This window comes from Microlunatus soli (assembly GCF_900105385.1).
Lineage (GTDB): Bacteria > Actinomycetota > Actinomycetes > Propionibacteriales > Propionibacteriaceae > Microlunatus > Microlunatus soli.
Genome location: NZ_LT629772.1, coordinates 2769084 through 2788600, shown reverse-complemented (window position 1 = coordinate 2788600; position 19517 = coordinate 2769084). Strand labels below are relative to the sequence as shown.

11 protein-coding genes and 1 pseudogene are annotated in these 19517 nt (G+C 62.7%); 6 read left to right on the top strand and 6 right to left on the bottom strand.

Annotated elements, in window-relative coordinates:
* Window positions 1-46 precede the first annotated feature (46 nt).
* The 4 genes from BLU38_RS12820 to BLU38_RS12805 all read right to left on the bottom strand — a co-directional run bounded on the left by BLU38_RS12820 (window position 47) and on the right by BLU38_RS12805 (window position 4156).
* Window positions 47-1339, bottom strand: coding sequence for an AGE family epimerase/isomerase (locus tag BLU38_RS12820; RefSeq protein WP_091525333.1), 1293 nt, complete (start codon window positions 1337-1339; stop codon window positions 47-49).
* A 175-nt stretch (window positions 1340-1514) separates the two neighbouring features.
* Window positions 1515-2669 (bottom strand): hypothetical protein, encoded by a 1155-nt coding sequence (locus BLU38_RS12815; protein WP_091525331.1) that lies wholly within the window; start codon window positions 2667-2669, stop codon window positions 1515-1517.
* A 1-nt stretch (window position 2670) separates the two neighbouring features.
* On the bottom strand, window positions 2671-3171 hold the full coding sequence (locus tag BLU38_RS12810) for a hypothetical protein (protein ID WP_091525329.1): 501 nt from the start codon (window positions 3169-3171) through the stop codon (window positions 2671-2673).
* Between the two features lie 130 nt (window positions 3172-3301).
* Complete coding sequence (locus tag BLU38_RS12805; protein WP_091525328.1) at window positions 3302-4156, bottom strand: ADP-ribosylglycohydrolase family protein; 855 nt, start codon at window positions 4154-4156, stop codon at window positions 3302-3304.
* Window positions 4157-4538: 382 nt separating this feature from the next.
* Between BLU38_RS12805 and BLU38_RS12800 the strand changes: the two genes are divergently transcribed.
* The 3 genes and pseudogenes from BLU38_RS12800 to BLU38_RS32365 form a co-directional block, all read left to right on the top strand.
* Window positions 4539-5000, top strand: coding sequence for a hypothetical protein (locus tag BLU38_RS12800; protein ID WP_091525326.1), 462 nt, complete (start codon window positions 4539-4541; stop codon window positions 4998-5000).
* Window positions 4988-6043, top strand: coding sequence for a hypothetical protein (locus tag BLU38_RS12795; protein ID WP_091525324.1), 1056 nt, complete (start codon window positions 4988-4990; stop codon window positions 6041-6043). Before BLU38_RS12800 ends, BLU38_RS12795 begins: the two co-directional genes overlap by 13 nt.
* Before the next feature lie 98 nt (window positions 6044-6141).
* Window positions 6142-6234, top strand: a pseudogene (locus BLU38_RS32365) (hypothetical protein); the annotation flags it as partial.
* A gap of 281 nt (window positions 6235-6515) precedes the next feature.
* On the opposite strand, the gene BLU38_RS12790 reads toward BLU38_RS32365, so the two are convergent.
* A complete protein-coding gene (locus BLU38_RS12790; protein WP_172836131.1) occupies window positions 6516-6860 on the bottom strand; it encodes a nucleotide pyrophosphohydrolase in 345 nt (114 codons plus the stop codon).
* A 14-nt stretch (window positions 6861-6874) separates the two neighbouring features.
* Window positions 6875-8668 (bottom strand): DUF2075 domain-containing protein, encoded by a 1794-nt coding sequence (locus tag BLU38_RS12785; protein ID WP_231920317.1) that lies wholly within the window; start codon window positions 8666-8668, stop codon window positions 6875-6877.
* 895 nt (window positions 8669-9563) lie between these two features.
* Here BLU38_RS12785 and BLU38_RS12775 point away from each other — a divergent pair.
* From BLU38_RS12775 to BLU38_RS12765, 3 genes are all read left to right on the top strand, one after another.
* Window positions 9564-10937, top strand: coding sequence for a DNA cytosine methyltransferase (locus BLU38_RS12775; RefSeq protein ID WP_091525318.1), 1374 nt, complete (start codon window positions 9564-9566; stop codon window positions 10935-10937).
* A gap of 93 nt (window positions 10938-11030) precedes the next feature.
* On the top strand, window positions 11031-13994 hold the full coding sequence (locus BLU38_RS12770; RefSeq protein WP_091525316.1) for a hypothetical protein: 2964 nt from the start codon (window positions 11031-11033) through the stop codon (window positions 13992-13994).
* A 23-nt stretch (window positions 13995-14017) separates the two neighbouring features.
* Entirely contained in the window at window positions 14018-19351 is a 5334-nt protein-coding gene (locus BLU38_RS12765; protein ID WP_172836130.1) for a DEAD/DEAH box helicase, read from the top strand.
* Window positions 19352-19517: the final 166 nt, after the last annotated feature.

Genomic DNA, 19517 nt, shown 5'->3' with positions numbered 1-19517 from the left:
GTCGAGGCGGCAGCGGTGTCGCGTGCACTCGTACCTCGCATCCGGGTCAGTGCATCCGTCCGGTCCTTGCCGCCTCGGCGAGTCCGACGGATGGGTTGGCGCAGGCGTAGAGGGTGGCTTGCCAGGCGTGATAGAGATCTGGTTTGCCGGGCCAGGTATCGCCCTTGAACGAACCGTCGGGGCCGGTTTGGTGCAGCCAGGACCCAAGCCGGCGGTCGATGAGGTGGTGCTCGATCTCATCCCAGAAGGTTCGGTACCAGTGCTCGTACTGCGGGTCGTCGGTGGCCGCTGCCAGGAACACGGCGGCGCCCACTCCTTCGGCGATCGCCCAGTGCATGCGATCGGCGTTGATGACTCGGCCGGTGAAGTCGGTGCTGTAGACGATGCCGCCGTTGGTCGGGTCCCAGCCGTCGGTGACGCCGCGTTGGAAGAGCCCGATCGCTGCTTCTTGAGCCCAGGGCACTCGGGAGTTCGGCAACTGATGCAGGGCGAGGACGAGCCGGGCCCACTCGAACCAGTGTCCGACGAGAGCTCCGTAGGGGCGGAACTGATCATGGGGTCGGTCGATGTTGAAGGACGGCACCACGTTCCAGTCTTGGTCGAAATGCTCGGGAACGCGCCATTGCCATTCTCGTGCGTGGTGGTTGATCAACTTCGTTGCGATGCCCTCTGCGCGTCGTCGGAGCTGGTGGTCGTCGGTTGCTTCGGCGGCGGCCATGTAGGCCTCGGTGAGATGCATGTTGGCGTTCTGGCCGCGGTATTCGGGCTCGGCGATCGTCCAGTCGCGGTGACAGGAGTCGATCACGGCACCTTCGTCTTCGCGCCACAGATGATCATCGATCGTTGCCAGGGCCTCATCGAGAAGTACCCGTCCACCAACCAGGCCGGCTTGTGTCGCTGATGCCGCAGCCAGGACGACGAAAGCATGCCCGTACGCCGACTTGGAGGTGTCGGCAGGAGTGCCGTCGGGATTCACTGCCGCGAACCAGCCACCGTGTTCGGTGTCGTGGAAAACGGTCTGCAATGCCCGCAACCCGTGCTGAGCGATGGCGGCTGCTCCGGGCCGGCCGAGAAGGTGCTCGATGGCGAAGCAGTGAACGAGCCGGGCGTTCAGATAGAGATCACGGGGCGCTCGTCGGATCGGGGAGCCGGCGACATCGAGGGGCGCGAACCCGACTGCGGCGTCGAAAGCGTGGTGCTCATGGAACCGGAGGAGCCGATCACGCTCTGCCTGAAGCCAATGGCGGTGGGTCGGCAGCGTCGACCATGGCGGACCGGCCGGTTCGCTCGACTCGTCTGCTGGCGCGCTTGTCTGGGCTGGCGTCGAGACATCTGCCATGCGGTGCTCCTGACACTGGGCCTGATCGTCGTCGAATCCTCAAGGCTAGAGCGTGTCCGGACGGCTCGAAGCCGGCCCCGGCTGAAGTCTCGTCCGACCAGTCACTGTTGTGGCGTCCAGGGAACAAGCCGGCCGACGGCCGCCAAAGAGGACGTCGGCGGCTGTCGTGCTGCCGTCACGGCCCGTCCCTCGCGCCGAAGTCCGAACGGACGCGTTGCGTCCGCAATGAGGTCGGCCACTGCGATCGAGTCGCCGTCGCTGCAATCTGGGTGACGGTTCGGAGCTGAGGGCGGGACGCAAAGCCCAGTCGGGCCAGCCGCGCAGGGACCGGCGACGTGCCGTTCAGATCGGGACGATCGGCGATCGGCACGAAGCGGTGGCTGGCGGCGGTGTGGTGCAGGAGATGATCGGTCGGTGGGTGCCCGGTGGCGTCGACGAGTGGGATCGGTTGACGCCGCTGCCCGAGATCGACGCCATTTTGCTCGAGCAGGCTGCGATCCAGGTGGAGTTGTTCAAGATCGACACGCATCGAAAGTGACGGCTTGCTGGGGTGGTGCGTGGTGTGCTTCTGCGCGGCGACACTGATCGCCCACGCTCCGTAGTGGTTGGCGTAGTCGGAGTTGCCGTTGTGTCCGAGTTTGGTGGCCTCGGGCAATCGGTCTACATAGGCCCGTGCCATCGCCTCGACGTTTGTTGGTGTCGGGTCGATCCGGCCATCTGCGAGTATCACCAAGGACCCGCGAGGGCGCAGCTCCCGAGTGGTCCGATCGCGTTCGACGAAGTCGAGGGATCTCCACCGTGCTGCGTTCCTGATCATCTCCAGTGTCAGGTCGGAGTGACGTTGGCGCAGCCGATCGGCCAGCGCGTTCCAGCCCGCGATGTTCGCTGACGCCTCGTCACGCCGATGAGCGCGGACCACCCGTGCGATGGGACGGGTGTAGTCCTGATCATGGCGCGCCGATCGATCGAGGTCGTCGAAGAATGCCTGATCCGCTCGGCTCGTCTCCCGGCGGTTCAGCGCATGTTGCACCTCATGGCCGAGGACGAACGTTGCCTCGTCGACGTTCGCGCGGTTGAGCTTGCTCAAGGGAAAGCTGATCGAACGATGGGTCGCTTCGTAGGTGCCCCCGGCCGAGGACGACTCAGGCAATGGCCTCAGGCGGTCGAGAGTGCCGCCCCTGACGGCGTTGTCGAAGTTCTGAGCCAGCGCGGGTGAGGAATAGATGGCGGCGCGAAGACAACCGACGTGATCGGGCGTCACGCCGGGATGATTGGCGAAATCGTCGATCACTGCTCTCGCCCGATCGGAGAGCCGCGCTCTGGTGATCATGTCACTGGACGGTGACCGACTGTACGCAGTCGTGCGTGACCTTCTCCGGAGGACTGCCTGCCTCACCGCGGGCGACGACGCTGACGACGAGAGGTCCACGGGTGAACTCGTGGCCGATCACTTCACCGTGTTCGCCGTAGTCCTTCCTGTAGGCGTATCCGGCTGTCGTCAACCGTGAGCGGAACTGATCAAGATCGACTGCGCAGATGTCGGTCATGGCAGCCTCGGAGCCCTCGCCGTCGAAGAACTCCACCTCCAACACCGGACCGAGCGCGAAGTCCGGGTCCGCCAAAACGTTGTAAAACCACACATCGGTCAGCTGGGCAAAGTAGTTAAGCCGGCGACCACCATCCGAGCTGAGCCCAAAGGCCTGCCCCACGGCCCGATGATCAAGGTCCTGCATGGTCGTTGCGGACGCGAGGAGGTCCAGCAGTCGGGTCAGCAGATCGGCGGCAGAGGTGGGCGGCCGATTGCCGTTCGACTCGCCGGTCCTGTCACTCATCTCCGTCTCCTCTGCTCGGCTACGTGCTCGATCGTAAGGGGTTCGGATCGTCATCCGGCGTTGCGCGGAGGCAGCTGTGGATAACTCTCGTCCAGGAACGGGAGTTGTCGCCGCGGCGATCGGCGTCGGCTCAGGGTCGGAGCTGGTCTGCATTGAGGACTGCGAGACGTCGCCCGAGGTGGGTCAGCTCGTCGACCCGCTCAGCGTCCAGTGGCGAGACCAATTCCGACGGAAAGCCGAAGCGGGCAGCCAGGACGGCGCCACAGATCGCTCCGTTGGTGTCGGTGTCTCCTCCGCGCCGGATGATCGTTTCGATACCGCTACTGAAGTCGGTCGCAGCAGTGGCCGACCAGACCGCAAGATCAAGAGCGTACGGTGCGAAGCCGATCCCTGGGCAGGGGATTTCGGCAGGCTCCAGCTCGGGATGAAGATCAAGATCGTCTTCGGCCAGATCACCGACCTGGATGGCTGTTGGTTCTGCACCGTTCATGATCATCTGCAGCATGCGTACGTAGGCACGAACACAACCGAGCACCTGCGGATGGGCGTGGGTGGTGCGGGAGGAATCGACGGCGAGCTCGGAGCCGTCGCCGTTCATCACGGCAAACGGCGCCGAACGCATCAGCGACCCGTTGGCAACACTGTGCTCCGTGGCGGCTCCGGATCGGGGATCGCCCGAGTGGTCGAACGCGTCCAAGCCGGACGCGGTGGTGCCGCCGACGTCGGGAGGACTGGTCCGGTGCCAGGCCAGCAGCCGTTCGGCGATCGCCGTGGTGGTGCTGCGGCCGTCCTGGCTGGCGTCGATGAGGCCCTCGGCGACCGCGACGGTCGTCTCGGTATCGTCCGTGCCACGACCGGCCGGGTGCCCGAACACCGACGGGCCGACAGCGATGGGCGAGGTGACGGGACCGTTGTGGAACTCGTACGGTGCGCCCAGGCAGTCGCCGTAGAGGACCCCGAACAACACGTCGACGGCCGTGCTCATGAGCAGAGACCTCGAGCCCGCGGTTGCGCGGCGCCGTGCTCACCGATCCCCAAGGGAACGCCGCAGATCTGAACAGGCATCACGAACTCGACCCTACGTGCGGAGAGCGCATGCACTTCTGCCTGTTGCACGTCGTCGGGCGGTTATCCACAGCTCGTTGACGTGGCTGGGCTCTGTATTCGTAGACTGCGGGCGGCGGAGCCGACGACTGAGGAGACGATTGATGCCGAGGCGGAGTCTGTTGTGTGGTGCCGTCGTTGCGATGCTCACCCTCACGGTCGCTGCCGGATGTGACGGTGGCGGCGGTACGCCGAAGCAGTCGCCGTCCGCGCCCGGATCGTCTGCGGCGTCGTCCTCGGCGTCGTCGTCACCGAGCCCTACGGTGAGCCAGAACGAGATGATGCTCCATGCTGCGCAGGAGCAGTTCAAGACCTACTACAAGCTCCATCTCGTGGAGGGTAAGAAGCCCGAGTCAGGCCCATCGAAGTCGCTTCTCGCGATGACGGATCCGTACGGCCCCGAGCGTGACGCGCTGCAGAAGTCGTTTGCGGCCGCCAGGAAGGAGGGGTCTTACATCAAGTCGGCGAATGTCAGAGTCACTGTTGGCCCTGAGACCTCTTCGAACGGCTCGAAGCGCACGGAATTGACATTTCGCGCCTGCATCGACGGACGGAAGGCGAGCGTCACCAATGGGACGCAGAGTCGCCCGCTTTCGTGGGAGCTGCTGGACGTCAACATGCGTACGAAGGATGGTGAGTCCGTGGAGCGGCGAGCGAGCGAACCGGACGCCTGGCGGGTCTATCGGGCAAATCAGGCGGACGAGGACAAGGCGTGCGAGTTCTGAGGAAGCGCGCTCTGAGGTCGCTGGTTGGTGCCGCCGCACTGGCGCTGTCGATTCAGCTCGGCCTTTCTTCCGCTGCGCTCGCGGACACTTATGACGACGAGGAGCGGGGGAACTCTCTTTCGTTCGAGGACAACGATGTCGAAGGTGTCGCCAGGAAGAAGGTCGAGGCCGAGGTCGAAGCGACGCAAACTGCACAGGGCACCGACCGAGTGAAGAGCGGCGACTCTGGATCTTCCCAATCGAGTTCCAGCTCCACCGGTCAGCCGCGCGTCCGTACAGGTCCGACCTACGAGGATCTCGTCGCTCAGGCTCTGAAACACAATCAGGCGGAACGGGCGAAGCAGGAGGCCTCGGAAGCGGCGCAGGCCAACTGTGTCGATGGCGAGACGCTGGCGCACTTGATGCACTCGTGCAATCCCACGTATGAAGCGCAGCTGATGGACATGCCGGACAAGCCGGCGCCGGCAGCCCCAGCGCCGCAGGCTCCGGCTCCGGTCGGTGGCGCTGCACCGGCTCCCCCACCCAAGATCACGAAGGAAGACGTGTGGCTGAAGGCCAAGGCGACGTTGTCAACGAAGCCGGCAACTCCGCGCGTAGGGCCGGACTACTCGGTTCATCATCTGCGCAGCGAGGTGACCGGTCAGCCATTGGACTCGGTGGTGGGTTATCCGTTGTGGTTCTGGGCCGAGGGTGGAGATCTGTCGGCGAAGGTGGCCAAGCAGAAGCTGGCCGGGATGACGGTGTCGTTGTCGATGAAGCCGGGCAAGGTCACGATCAATCCTGGCGACGGCAACACGTTCACCTGTGCGAACAACGGGACCGAGTGGACGCCGCAGGTCGAGGCAGGTGCTGCGTCGCCGACGTGTGGTTACAAATATCAGAAGACCGGAACCTACAGGGTGTCGATGACGACGCAGTGGACGGTGCACTATGTGATCGACAACGGCGAGGGTGAGCCGTTGGTCGGTGACGAGACGTTGCACGGGACCCGAACCCGGCAGTTGCGGATCGGGGAGCTACAAGTCGTAACGGTCGACCGCTGACAGAGTTGTACCGAAGTCTGAGTCTGAGGAGGGTAATGATGCCGATGATCGACACGACGTACGACTTCCGAACGGATACCTGACCGGGCAAGGACCCGGACTGGGGAAGCGCTACCTTGCACAGGTATCACCAGGCGCTGTGGGGGCGGCCGCTGCCCTCGGGTGCGTCCTTCGAACCTGCCGACGGTTGACCGAGCGGCTACCCGGTCCACCGATCAGAGCTCGGTGAATTCTGGTTGGGCAGCGACGCGGTCGTGCCGTCGCTCCGGCACAAGGCCGACAAGATCATCCCCCAGCTCGAGCCGGGAGAGTTCGAAGCCTTTCACACTCTGGGGTGTCGGGTCAGAACGATGTCGGACTCGCAGTAGTGCTCGACTTTACGCTGAAGTCCTTGATCGATGCAGGGATGTTGTAGCCGTAGTAGTAGAGAGCGTGAGATTCCCGCGCCGGTTGAGATACTCGGCATGGCGCTTCAGCCCGGGATGACCTTGTGCGGCTGCGATCCAGGAGTGTGCTTCTGTGATGAGGCCGCAAGTTTGCGTTCTGCGGCGTCGCCGAGGTCGATGTCCAGGACGTCGGCCAGCCTGATGAGGTAGAGCAAGATGTCGGAGATCTCTTCCTCAGCGCGGGGCCGCAGTGGCTCGCGGTTGGCCAGCTCCTGCGCCGTCTCGGCAGGCAGCCATTGGAACAGCTCGCTGAGCTCGCCGACTTCGCCGACCAGTGCCAGGATCAGCGACTTCGGATCATGAAACCGAGACCAGTCACGCTCCTCGGTGAAGCTACGCATCCCGTCGCGAAGCTCGATCAGATCAGCCATCCGTTCAGTCTGCCCTAACGCTGCGGGATGAGTTCGTCGAGGAGGTGCTGGGTCTCCGGATCAGTGGAGTAGACGGCTGTGCCGATCATCCCGCGGGTGAGCAGGACCTTGTACGTGTTACGAACGGCCCTGTCGAACTGCTCGGGTGTGCCGCGCTTGGCGGCGGTGTCGTGGCTGTGCTCCGGCCGGGCAACCCATCGATCGGTCCGCCAGACGAGATCCGGGCCCATGATCACACCGGCGTAGTCGTACTCGAAGCCCTGCGCGGTGTAGACGCAGCCGACCTGCTCGAAGCCAGCCGGATCGCTGGCCCAGAAGGGAGTTCCGGGCGCACCGGCGTGCGACGTCTGCTTCTTGTTGTTCCAGGGCTTGTGCCAGTCGCCGATCTCCACGTCCAGCTTGAGACCACCAGGAATCGGGTCGCTCCAGGGCCAGCAGAAACCGGCTGCCAGGCGGGCGCCGTATCCGGCCTCCAGGCGGTTACGCAGGAGACTCTCCAGTTCCGACGGACCAACAGCGGTACGCAGGATGAACGATTCGTCGCCGTCCCAACGTGCCGGCCCTCCTGGCGCAAGTCCGAGCAGTCGGAGCACCCAGGTCTCGTACGCCCGGCTACCGCCGCAGCGGAACTGCCCGTCGAGCTCGACGACACGAGTCGTGAGACCGACCTGTGTCGCGGCAGCCTTGATGTCCGCGACCGTCCCGAGCTCGCCAGGACGGACGACCTGATGCTCGTCCAGGAGGAAGACCGGCACCCGGGCGGCGTCGATCAGCTCGGCGACCTGGGCCTTGCCGGTCCGCAGATGCGCCGCGGTGTACCGATTGGCCGAGGTCTCGCGAAGGCGGTGCGCCTCGTCGCAGATCAACACGTCCAGACCGTTCTGCTCGGCGTCGACGAACTGGTTGAAGTACTTGAACATCTGCTTCACCCGCGGCGCGCGGTTGCCGGCCACCTTGCGGAGTGTCTGGGTGAAGGCACTGGAACCGGTCGCGTGCAGCACGGTCCGACCGCGCCGGGACAGCTCGCCGAGCAGGGAGAGCGCGATGACGCTCTTGCCCGAGCCCGGCCCGCCGGTCACGATGATCACTTCCTTGGTGTTGGCGCGGTAGGACGAGTCGACCGCGCGCATCACCAGCTCGTACGCGACTCGCTGCTCGTCCAGGAGCACGAACTGTTCCCTCTGCTGGACCTCATCGGCTGCGAGGGTGAGCAGTTGCTTGCTCGGCCGCACTGCCGAGGACAGCAGGCGGTCGGCCGCGTCGACACCCGCGCTGCCGTCGAGCCTGCTTTGGAGGAACGTGTGAAAGTCGCCGCGGCGCTGTCCTGTGAACAGCCGGCCGAGCTCGTCCTGCGGATACTCGAAGAGCGCATCGACATCGAGATCAGTGGCGTTGTGGAGGTAGGCGACTCCTGACACGGCGTCAGGCTCATCGCTCAACGTGCCGATGAAGTCGGTGAGGTGGGTGCAGTAGGTGCGGACCTGCTCCAGCGGATGGAGCTGCTCGCCGAGGCCTTCCAAGAGGCAGACGTTGTCCGTGCCGTCGAGCATCTGCACACGGCTCCACTGTTTGAGCTCGACCACCACGTACTGATCCCGCCCCGTCGACGGGTGCGTCCCGCAGAGCACGACGTCGGCCCGCTTGCTGGTCAGCGGCAGTTGATACTCCACCAGCGCTTCGACCGAGCCGAGCCCGGCCTCGAGCAGGTCAGCCGACAGCACGTCGAGGCTGCGCGCCCAGGACCGCGCCTCGCTGTCGGGGACCGAACGACCCAACTGGTGGCGATACTGCTCGGACAAGGTGGGCACCAGGGAACCGTTGTCGATCTTGGATCGAAGATGCTGAACGGACCCGCGGAAGAGCGGCACGACGAAAACCCCAGGAAGACATGACGGACTTCCCGCAGCGGGTGGAGGCTTGTCGCAGACGCGCCTGTCGGGCCGAAGCGGACTTGGTGCGGACGCTATCCATTTTGATGCGGGGCTGCAATCGGCCACGCAGGGTTCTCCGGCATTGCCGTGATCGATCTATATAGTGAGGCTCAGTCAGAACGAACTGAGCACGGCCCGACGGGCTCCGCCAAGGCGGCCGCCCCACCCGTTGCGATCCCGAAAAGGTCCGCAGCTTGTGGTTGGTGCCACGTCGTCTCTGGACAGCTGCCACGACACGGGGCAATGGCCCAAACGGCATCGATTTAGGATGCCGCCCTTGTTCCGAGGTACGCGTAGCGAACTCATCCAGTAGTTTTCAGACATGGCCCGCATCCGCACCTTCACCCAAACGAGTTCGGACAGCTCTCCACACCCGACCGAGACAGACGCCCAGTGGAGCGTCCTCCAGGCCGGTGGCATCCGCTGGCTCCAGATATCGACGTACGGGTCGGATGCTCGCATGTCGAAGCCGAAGGTAAGCCAGACGATTCAGCTTGACAGGGAACGCGCAGCCCTCCTAAAAGAGGCAATCGAAGTGGCCTTCCCCGGCATCTAAGGGGGGCGATTCCCAACACCGTGCCCGGGAAACAACCGTGAGAGCGATGGTGTCGCTGACTGACAGTGCTGCAGCAGTTCGCGGCCGAGAGGTCAGTGGTGACGAAGAGCTGCGTTGGTCATGGCTCTCCGGTTTACTCGGGAGCCGCCGGCGAGCATCCGATCAACTGTCGGTAGATGGCAGTATCGTTGCGGCCTCTGACGGGAGGAGTCACGCATGGCCGACGAGGCGGCAGCCTTCCGGTTCATCGACCTGTTCGCCGGGCTCGGGGGCTTCCACGTCGCGTTGCGACAGCTTGGCGGCGTCGGCGTGTTCGCGGCCGAGTGGGATGCAACGCTGAACGCTTTATACAAGGTCAATTTTGATATCCAGCCTTGGGGCGACGTCGACGATTTGGAGGACGAAGCAGCGATTGCTCAAGAGGTTCCCGAGCATGACGTTCTTACGGCGGGCTTTCCCTGTCAGCCATTTTCGAAGGCCGGTGAGCAACTTGGATTCGGCCACACGCTTCAGGGTAAGCTGTTCTTCAAAGTGCTTGCGATTCTGAAGGAGAAGCGACCCCGTCGCTTCATCCTTGAGAACGTGCCGAACATACTGCGTCACCAAAACGGCGATACTCTTGGCATTATTCGTAAGGAACTCGAAGACCTCGGCTACGCAGTCGATGTGCACAAATACTCGCCGCACGAATTCGGCGTGCCCCAGATTCGGGAACGAGCGTATTTCGTAGGTTCGCTCGATGGACTCGGTGGGTATAAGTGGCCGACCCCCTCCCGGCAGAAGACGGATATCGGCAGCGTTTTGGATAGGCGGGCGAAGCCAGTCCGAGAAATCCCGATTCAGACATTGCAGGCCATTGACATGTGGGACGACTTTCTAAAGCGCGCTCCGAAGTCGTTGAAATTGCCGTCTTTCCCTATATGGTCAATGGAGTTTCGGGCAACGTATCCCTACGAGGACGCCACGCCCCCGGCGATCTGGAAGGAGCTAGGGCCGCGCGATTTGGATCACGCCCTAGGCAGTTTCGGGTTCGAACTGAAAGGGCTGACGCAGGCCGATCAGTCTGTTCTCCTTCCGAGCCATGCGCGTCGAACGACAGATCTCAAGTTCCCCTCATGGAAACAAGCCTTCATCCGCCAAAACCGACAGTTCTACTCGGCTAATATAAAATGGATCGATCCGTGGCTCGACGAGTGGAAGCCGTGGAATCTTTCGTCGAGCCTTCAGAAGTTCGAGTGGAACGTGCAGGGCGGCCGACGACGGATTGACAGCTACGTTCTGCAAGTGCGAGCTTCGGGTATCCGGGCAAAGCGGACTTCCACTGCTCCAAGTCTCATCGCCATGACGCACACCCAGGTCCCGATCCTCGGTAAAGATATTGTCGGCATTCGTCGCTATATGACACCGGCAGAGTGCGCCGCGCTCCAGAGCCTGGGCCCGATCTCCCTTCCCGATGGCGATCTGCGCGCATATAAGGCGCTCGGCAACGCTGTCAACGCCGAGGTAGTACGTGCGATCGCTGAGCCGCTCCTCTGTGGTCTTGACCAGCCCTCAGTAGGTATGGAGAGCAGTCGGCACTCTGCCGCATAATCTGCCACGACAAATTCGGAGACCGTTGACGCCCACGATGTCGGAGTTCTTCGCTAGGTTTGGGACCAACAGAGTGGTGCAAGGGAGACTGCCGTGGGTTCCGAGTACGAACGCGTGAGCGAGGCGATCGCTGACGTCATGTTCGATCCATCGAAAGCCGGCCGGCCCGTCTACGCGTTGGCGGACGCCGAGACCATCCGTGCTGTGCTTGAAGCTGCGGAGGTTGAGGACCAGACGCTTGCCGGGCTAGCGTCCGTCGCCACGTCATCGCTCCAACTGAATTTGCCTGGGGTTGCCCCGTTTCATTGGCAGGCCGAGGTTGCGCGACACCATCAACGCCAGCCACTCGAAACACCTCCGGCACTCCCCCTCTTAGTAGTATTGTCGATCGCCGCAGAGCAGATGCAAGCGGATGGGGACCTTGCCGCCCACAACTACTACTCAAGGCTGCATCGGATGCTTCATGTCCCCACGAGCGAGCACCAGAGAGTCGAGAACGACTACCGTCGCATTGCCAATCTGCTGTGGGGATCATTGAACTCGTGGCTGGAGGCATGGGAGGGCGAGCGAGGAATCCCGACTGCCTACGCGGTCGGAGGACATGCGTTCATCGGGCTACCGATGTCGCAAGCGGTTGTCCGGCAGCATGATCGCGCCGGTCTCCACGAACTCTTCGCGATCGAGGGTCTGCCCCCCGGTGTGCGTATCGCGCCAGACGACATGAGCCTCGCGATGGAACCTTATGCAACAGCAAATCCGAGCCTGCCTCTGAGTTCGCACCTCGCGAGTCTCTGGCGTGTCCCGGCTGCCAGGCAGCGAATCGTCGATGCCGCGTGTCTCGAACTCGAAACGTGGGACGGGTCAGGGATCGAGGCGGTCGCATCTGCAAGACCCGTTGTCGCAACGCGTCTACTGGCCTTCCTGCGGACCTTCCCGCGTAAGTCGATTGAGTTCAATTTGATGCTGCCTTACCGGTCAGAAGAGCCAGACCGCGCTCGGTTCCAGCTCGCGCACGGGGAGTCGATTGTTCCGACCATCTCCGGGCCGGGTGGTTCCACGCGGCTCTCAGGTGTAGAGGGAGTCAGTGCGACTTCTCTCATTGGCGAACAGCTTGCGGGAGAGTTCGGAGAGGACGACCGCCGACCGTTTGGTCGCCGACCGAAGCGCGTAACACCGCTCCGGTGGGACGACCTCCAAGGGGCGTTTGTCGAGGCCGAACGCATATCGCTCGGTGAGGACAGTGTTGTCTTAGCAAGGTCCGATGCACGCCAGCGCGTCGAGGCACATCTCAACTCTCACGCCCGGCCGGGCTGGCAAGAGCTCGCTGACCTACCCGGCAACCCAGAAGGATGGCTGGTCTACCAGCATGTCCAGATTGTCTCCGCTCCTACAGGGCAGGTGCATCTCGATCTCCTACCGCTCGCCCCGCGCGCGCGGACGAGCCTGACGCTGCGAGGAGGCTTCGTGCTTCCCGGCCTGCTTCGCAAGTGGTCCACATTGGAACCTCCCGAAGTTGTCGCTGTCGCCGCTGGGGGGTCTTCGATCCACATCCGCGTATACCGCGGCACCCGAATCGACCCAGCCATGGTCGTAGCTGAGTCTGTTCAGACTGGCGAGCTTGCAGTCCTTCCGCTCGTAGGTCGTGGTCTATCTGACGGTGAGTATGTCATTGCGATGTCCGTTGACGAGGCGTCGAAGCCGTCATCGACGGCGCTCCTCAGGCTGCGTTCCTCGCGCACCCCGCAGTTCAGGGTCGAGGAGGTGGATATCCGCCTGGTCTACTCACCTAACTCCTCGCCTTGCTGGCCATTGACCGCTGGTCCTCCAAAGTGGCCGAGTCATGTGAATGGTGCGAGGACCGTTGGCCTCAACTCGCTCGTTGGCGAAGCTGTAACCCCCATGCCGGAGTTCATGCCCAGGAAGCGAGGCCCGTCCACCGCGGTGCCGGCGAAGACGCGAGTGGGTACCCCGACGGCGAGCGACTCGTGTCTAGTCACCGGGAAGCACAGGTTCCTCCTTCCCCCCGTGCTCGCGGGCCAAACACCTACGCGGAGCATTGAAGGCGAATGCACAGGCTGCGGTCTCGTGCGACGTTTCGCCGGCACTCCCTGGGCTGCGAAGAAGAAGGATGCCGCAGCCAAAGCCGTCGTTCTTCCGAAGATCCCGCCGGTGACCGAGTCGGCTGAGCCAGACTTTGAGGTCGCGTTTGATGCGGTGAATCATGTCGGGACCGGATCGCTCGGGACATTCGAGCGGATCGCCGCTCAGATTGAAGGCTCCGGCCTGTTCGCCGACTCCTTCCTCCGGCGGCTTGAGGTCGTCGGGCATGTCGACGTTGCTAGAGACGCCTATCACCAGGTGACGGAGTGGGCTGTAAACACGGCAACTCTTGTGCCGACCGATGACGATCGGTGGGTTCTCATCGGATCTCGTTCCGGTGCACTGCTGGATCGGCTCAAGGGGTTGCTCGATGGCTACGCCGAAGTCGCTGCGACAGTTGACGCTGAACTCTCCCGCGTCGAGGTCTGCGGCACGTTACCGGTCTCGACCTTGATGGAAGCGGGGTTTACCGTGCTTGATGCTTCGCCAGCGAAGGACATCGCTGAGGCGCTCCCTGCACTTAGCGATGTGGCGAAATCACTCAAGCGTGTCATCGTGCCGACACACAGGTCGGCGGAGTTCTGGGACACGTCTGCCGCCTCGTGGCGTCAGGCAGAGTCACTCGTCAAAGTCGGCGCCTACCGACTCAAAGATTTCGGCTCGACTTACGCGATCCGCACAGCGGACGACATCGCGAACGGAACCATTGGACTCGGCAACGCGCAGATCGTGAAACACATCGCAAACCTGTGGGCATGTGATCCCTTGGTTGGCTACCATTCGCGCAGTCGATCGGTAGTTACGCCGTTGGGCGCGGATCTGCCAGCGCTGTACGGGCGCGCGCTCGCTCTTTGCTCAGCCAGGGCGCCGCGAGAGATCGTCAATCACCGGATGCTTCAGTACCCATCAGTGCCGCGAGAGATCGCGGACATCATCTACGACCGAGTAAGTCGGTGAGAACCATGCCATTTCCAACTCCAGTGAAGATCGCCGACGAGCTCCAAGACGCGTTCCTCCGCTATATCGATACCGCCTATGCCTTACGAGACCAGCTGCTCAGCAACGAGCGACGGCGTCTTCTACTCGAAGGCCAAGGGAACCTGTTCGCACCGCTCATGCTTGAGCCTGTGCTTCCCTACGATGGGGTTGCACCTGTCGACGAGGCCGCGAGGCAGGCGAGAGTCGACGCCCGTGATCTCGGCGATGTACTCCGGGCAGTCTTTGGTGTGACCCCTGACGAGCTCCCGGATGTGATGCTGCGCAAGCATCAGGCGGCCGCGCTCGCGACGCATTTCGCGAAGAGCATCTCTCACAATCCCGTTGTAACATCGGGCACTGGTTCTGGAAAGACCGAGTCCTTCCTGATTCCGCTCCTTACCCGGATCGTGGCCGAGAAGCGGACGGGGACACCTCTCACGTCGATTCACGAGTGGTGGGATCTGAGCCGGCAGGCTGATAACTGGCGACCGACACGAGCCGTCGACGCAAGCCCGGCGGCGGTCCGATCGGTGATCCTCTATCCGACTAACGCATTGGTCGAAGACCAAGTTGCGCGGCTTCGACGAGCTGTGCGAGGTCTCCGGAATCAGGAATCACCGATTGATCTATGGTTCGGTCGCTACACTGGTGCGACGCCGGGTTCAGGTGGAATCCCGACTGGAAAGGCTTCCGGGCCGGCGACCGCAGATGCGGCCCGGGACATGCGTGATCTATCGCGTTTGAACGCCAAGCTTGCTGAGTTCAACGACCCGGATCTCATTGCTCAGTTCCAGGACCCCTACGCCGGCGAGCTCATCACCCGCTGGGACATGATCGCCACTCCGCCCGACGTTTTAGTAACGAACTACTCGATGCTCAACGTGATGCTGATGCGCGACGTCGAGGAGCCAATCTTCGAGTCGACGCGACGCTGGCTTCAGCAATCGTCCGATCATGTTTTCACCCTGGTCGTCGATGAACTGCACCTGTACCGCGGCAGCACCGGTGCCGAAGTCGGCATGGTTGTGCGAAACCTCGCATCGCGGCTTGGACTCGAGCCGTCGTCCGATCAATTCAGAATCATCGCGACGAGCGCCTCACTCCCCGGAGACGACTCGGGTCTGGAGTATCTAGAACGCTTTTTCGGCGTCGACCGTACGTCCTTCGTAATCGAACCGGGACAGCCACGATCACTCGTTTCTGGCGAGAAGCCAACCGCGGCGGAGGTGTTGAGCATCTCGCCGAACGAGCTTGGAGATGTCGCGACGAGGGATCGATGGGCGGACACCATTGCGGCAGCGTGCATGAACCAAGACGATAGCCGTCCGAAGGCAACGCGTATCGACACAGTGGCGACCCGCCTCTTCGCGGACGACCCACTTGCACCGACGGCGCTGGGGGCGATGCTCGCCGGTCTCGGCGACGTCGCCAAGCCCGCAATCCCGTTCCGCGGTCATGTGATGATGCGAGGGATGCGTGGGCTCTGGGCCTGCTCTGATCCCGGTTGCCCTGGTGGCACCGGCTCAGAGCCACGGCGAGTCGGTCGGATGTATGACACGCCACGGTCCACGTGCGCTGAGTGTGGCGCACGCGTACTTGAACTCCTGTACTGCTTCGAGTGTGGCGACGTAAGCCTCGGCGGTTACGTCGTCGAGCGGCCCGGTCGCGGCGCTGTGGTGCTGTCCACCACTCCGGTTACGCCCGGTGAGAACTCCGGCGACTTCGTTTACCGGAGGAACGATGACGAGTACCGATGGCTGTGGCTCGGCTCGCCCGTTCCCGACGCCCCAAACCGGCACAAGCTCCCTGCCGACATAGACGAGAATCAGGCCACGATCGAGACCAACTTCGGTGCGGCAACCTGGAATCCGAAACTCGGTTCGCTCACCCTTGGCAGTTTTCCTGACGGCATCCCAGCGGTGGTTCTTAGCCACAATGCGGGCGATGACAGTGGGCTGGCCCTGCCCGCGCTTCCGGAAGCCTGCCCTCGCTGCGGTGGGAGTCAGGACAACCACGACGCAGCTGTGTACTTCGCCGGAAACGTCCGGTCGCCAATCCGGGCACACACTTCAGGTCGCGCGCAGCTCAACCAAATGGCGGTGTCCCAACTTTTCCGTAGCCTGGGCTCTGACGCGGCGGAATCGAGGACGATCGTCTTCACCGACAGCAGGGACGACTCTGCACGCATCGCAGCCGGGATTGCGCTCAACAACTTCCGTGACCAAGTGCGGCAAGTCGTTCGGCAGCTTCTGCACGGACGCGAGAACCCAGTGCCGCTGCTCCGAGCGCTCCTCATCGGTGAACTCGCTGGTGATGATCTCCGACGGGGCGAGCAACTGCGCGCCAGCCGTCGGGAACTCTTCGACAAAATCCGGCTCGAAAGTCTCGGTGCAGCCGATTCAGCAGACGAAGAGATGATCGCTGCTGCGGAGCGAGAGGCCGAATCCCTGCCGTGGGCAACACTCATCCACGCCGCCGAGCGGGTGATGCTCGAAGTCGGCGTGAACCCAGCTGGACCAGGGCCATCCGTTGCAGAAAGCGAGGGCGATGCCCCTTGGTACCGTGCTTACGAACCTCCAGTCCGTCATGCCTGGGAGCCACTGGCTGATGCCGTGGCACGTCCGATCCGCCAAGATCGCTATCGACTCACCGCTAAGGCTGTTGCCGAAGCAGTTTTCGATCGAGCTTCACGAGACCTCGAATCCACTCGACTGGGTGTAGTTCGAGCGCGGCCGCCCGCCCCCAATAGCTGGGGAATCTCGGCGGAGACCGCAGGCGATGTCCTGGCCAGTGTCATTCGTCTCCTCGGGATTGCAAAGCGGTTCGAGGGCGGATATTCAGCCCGATCAAATTCGACGCCGAAGGTTGTCGTCACCTACCTGAAGCGCGTCGCCGCGAAACATCAGATTGACTGGCAGACCCTGGCGGCGAACCTCGGCGAGTTTCTGCGCAGGAGTGGCATCGTCGACGAGACCTGGGCGCTAAAGACCCAGACTGGTCAAGACGCTCTGGAACTCAGGACGCCTGGCGACACGGTCTGGGTTTGCGAGAACTGCGGAACCACGCACCTGCATCCCTCGGCCGGCATCTGCACCAATGAGGAATGCCCGAATGGTGTGCTCCACGAGGCGGAATGGTCCGAAGAGTTCGACTACTACGGATGGCTCGCCTCGCAACCGCTTCGACGTATGAGGGTCGCTGAGCTTACCGGTCAGACCAGACTCAACGACCAACGGACCCGGCAACGCCTATTCAAGGGCGCGACACTTCCTGCACCCGCCGAGAGCGCTCTGGCGGACCCCCTGGATTTGCTTTCGGTGACAACCACAATGGAGGTCGGTGTCGATATCGGATCGCTCAGAGCCGTAGCGATGGCGAACATGCCGCCTCAACGGTTCAACTATCAACAGCGGGTCGGTCGAGCCGGACGTTCAGGTCAACCGTTCTCGTTCGCGGTCACCGTCTCGCGGGACCGAGCCCACGATGATTACTACTTCCAGGCCCCGGAGAAGATGACCGCCGCCGACCCTCCGCCGCCGTTCATCGACTTGTCGCGGCCTCGGATTGTCCGCCGAGTGATCGCAGCCGAACTGCTCCGCAGGGCATTCCTCACAGCCCAGAATCCGCCGAGGCGCACTAGTGACAGCATCCACGGGACGTTCGGCTTAACCCAAGACTGGCCGCAACGGAGAGCCGAGGTCGTCGCATGGCTCGAGGCATCCAATGACGTCCCCGTCGTCTGCGCACGGTTCAGTGCCTACACGGCTCTCGATGCAGACGAGCTCGATGACTGGGCGCGAAACGGTCTCGCCAACGACATCGACGAAGCCGTCGGGAATCCGTACTTCCAGCACGCCGAACTCAGCGAGTTGCTTGCAAACGCCGGGGTGCTCCCAATGTTCGGTTTCCCGACGCGGGTACGACCGCTCTATTCAAAACAGCTCCGTGGTGCTGGCGACGTAGACAGGCATACAGTCGCCGATCGTGATCTTCGAATGTCCATCACGGCATTTGCTCCTGGAGCCGTCGTTGTGAAGGATGGCGCAGAGCACCTAGCGGTGGGCTTTGCGGCCTACAACGTCATCGGGAAAAGTACACGAGCCAAAGATCCTCTCGGGGCACCCTTCCCGATTCACCGTTGCGTACAGGTACAGTGTGGCAGCCTCGATACTCGGCCTACGGACGAGTCACTCAGGTGTTCGGTCTGCGGCGAACAAATGAGGGCGTTCTCGCTCTATCAGCCTGAAGGCTACCGGACGATCTATAGCCAGCCGGACTACGACGACTCGCACATCACGCCGATGTACGCCGGCTACTCCGAGCTTTCCGCCAACACTGAGCTCGGGCAGGAAACGAGGCTCCACGGGATTTCACTTCGACTACTCGAGCAAGCGGAGGTCGTAGCAGTGAACGACAACAACCGCAAGCTATTCGATCTGAGCCGGCAGTCGGACGGGTCGGTGATTGCTCAGAATCGCGATCTCTATCGGCGCCCTCTTCCCGAGTTCATGCGGACTGGCGGGCAAGCCCTCGATTCAGCAGCGATCGGCGAAGTCCGTCGAACCGATGTGCTACTGCTCGGCCTCGATGATCTGGCATTGCCAGAAGGGGCAGTCGCCACCCTGCCCTGGGCGTGTCCGGCGGGCAAAGGAGCATTACTCTCCTTTGCTGAGTTGCTCCGCAACGCTGCTAAGGAGTACTTGGACATTGAGCAGTCGGAACTTGAAGTCGGACTTCAGCCCGCACTTAACAGCACCACCGTCTCAGCGCGGGTGTTCCTTGCCGATGCCCTCGACAACGGCGCTGGGTATGCGTTGGAACTCGGCGAGCCGGCCACGTTTGGGAAGCTCCTCACCTCAATCCGAGAAGATACAGGTCAACGACTCCGTGAAGACCCGCACGGAACAGCCTGCACCTCCTCATGCCCGGGCTGCCTCCGTAACTACGAGAATCGCTTCAATCACTGGGCGCTGGACTGGCGCCTCGGGCTGGACGTCGTTGACCTTGTTCTCGGAAGAAGCCTCGACCCGTCCCACTGGGCAGATCGAACCGCTGCGTTGATGCAGAGCTTCGCTCACGGTTACGGCTCGCACCTCCGAATCGAACAACATGTGGTCAACGGGCTACCAGCACTCGTTTCACCAGAGGGCCAAGGTGCCGCTGTCGTCATCGGCCATCCGCTTTGGCGACATGAAGACGCACATTGGAATCCGAACATGAGACGAGCCGTGACTGAACTGCGGGGGCGCGGTCTGTCACACATCACGGTTTCTGACACGTACGTCCTCGACCGCACACCGATCAAACTGTTTAACGCATTGCTTGAGAGTGCGTGATGGCCGACAGCGGAAGTTCTCGGCATCACTCCAAGAGTAACGATCCGCCTCAGATCAGTTGGCCCAAGCACACGGCACCGTCGATCGACGCTCAGTTTGCTAGGCCAAAGACCTAGTCAAGCAGCTTCGCGGCGACGGGGCTCACGGTCTCGTATCGCGGCTCTTC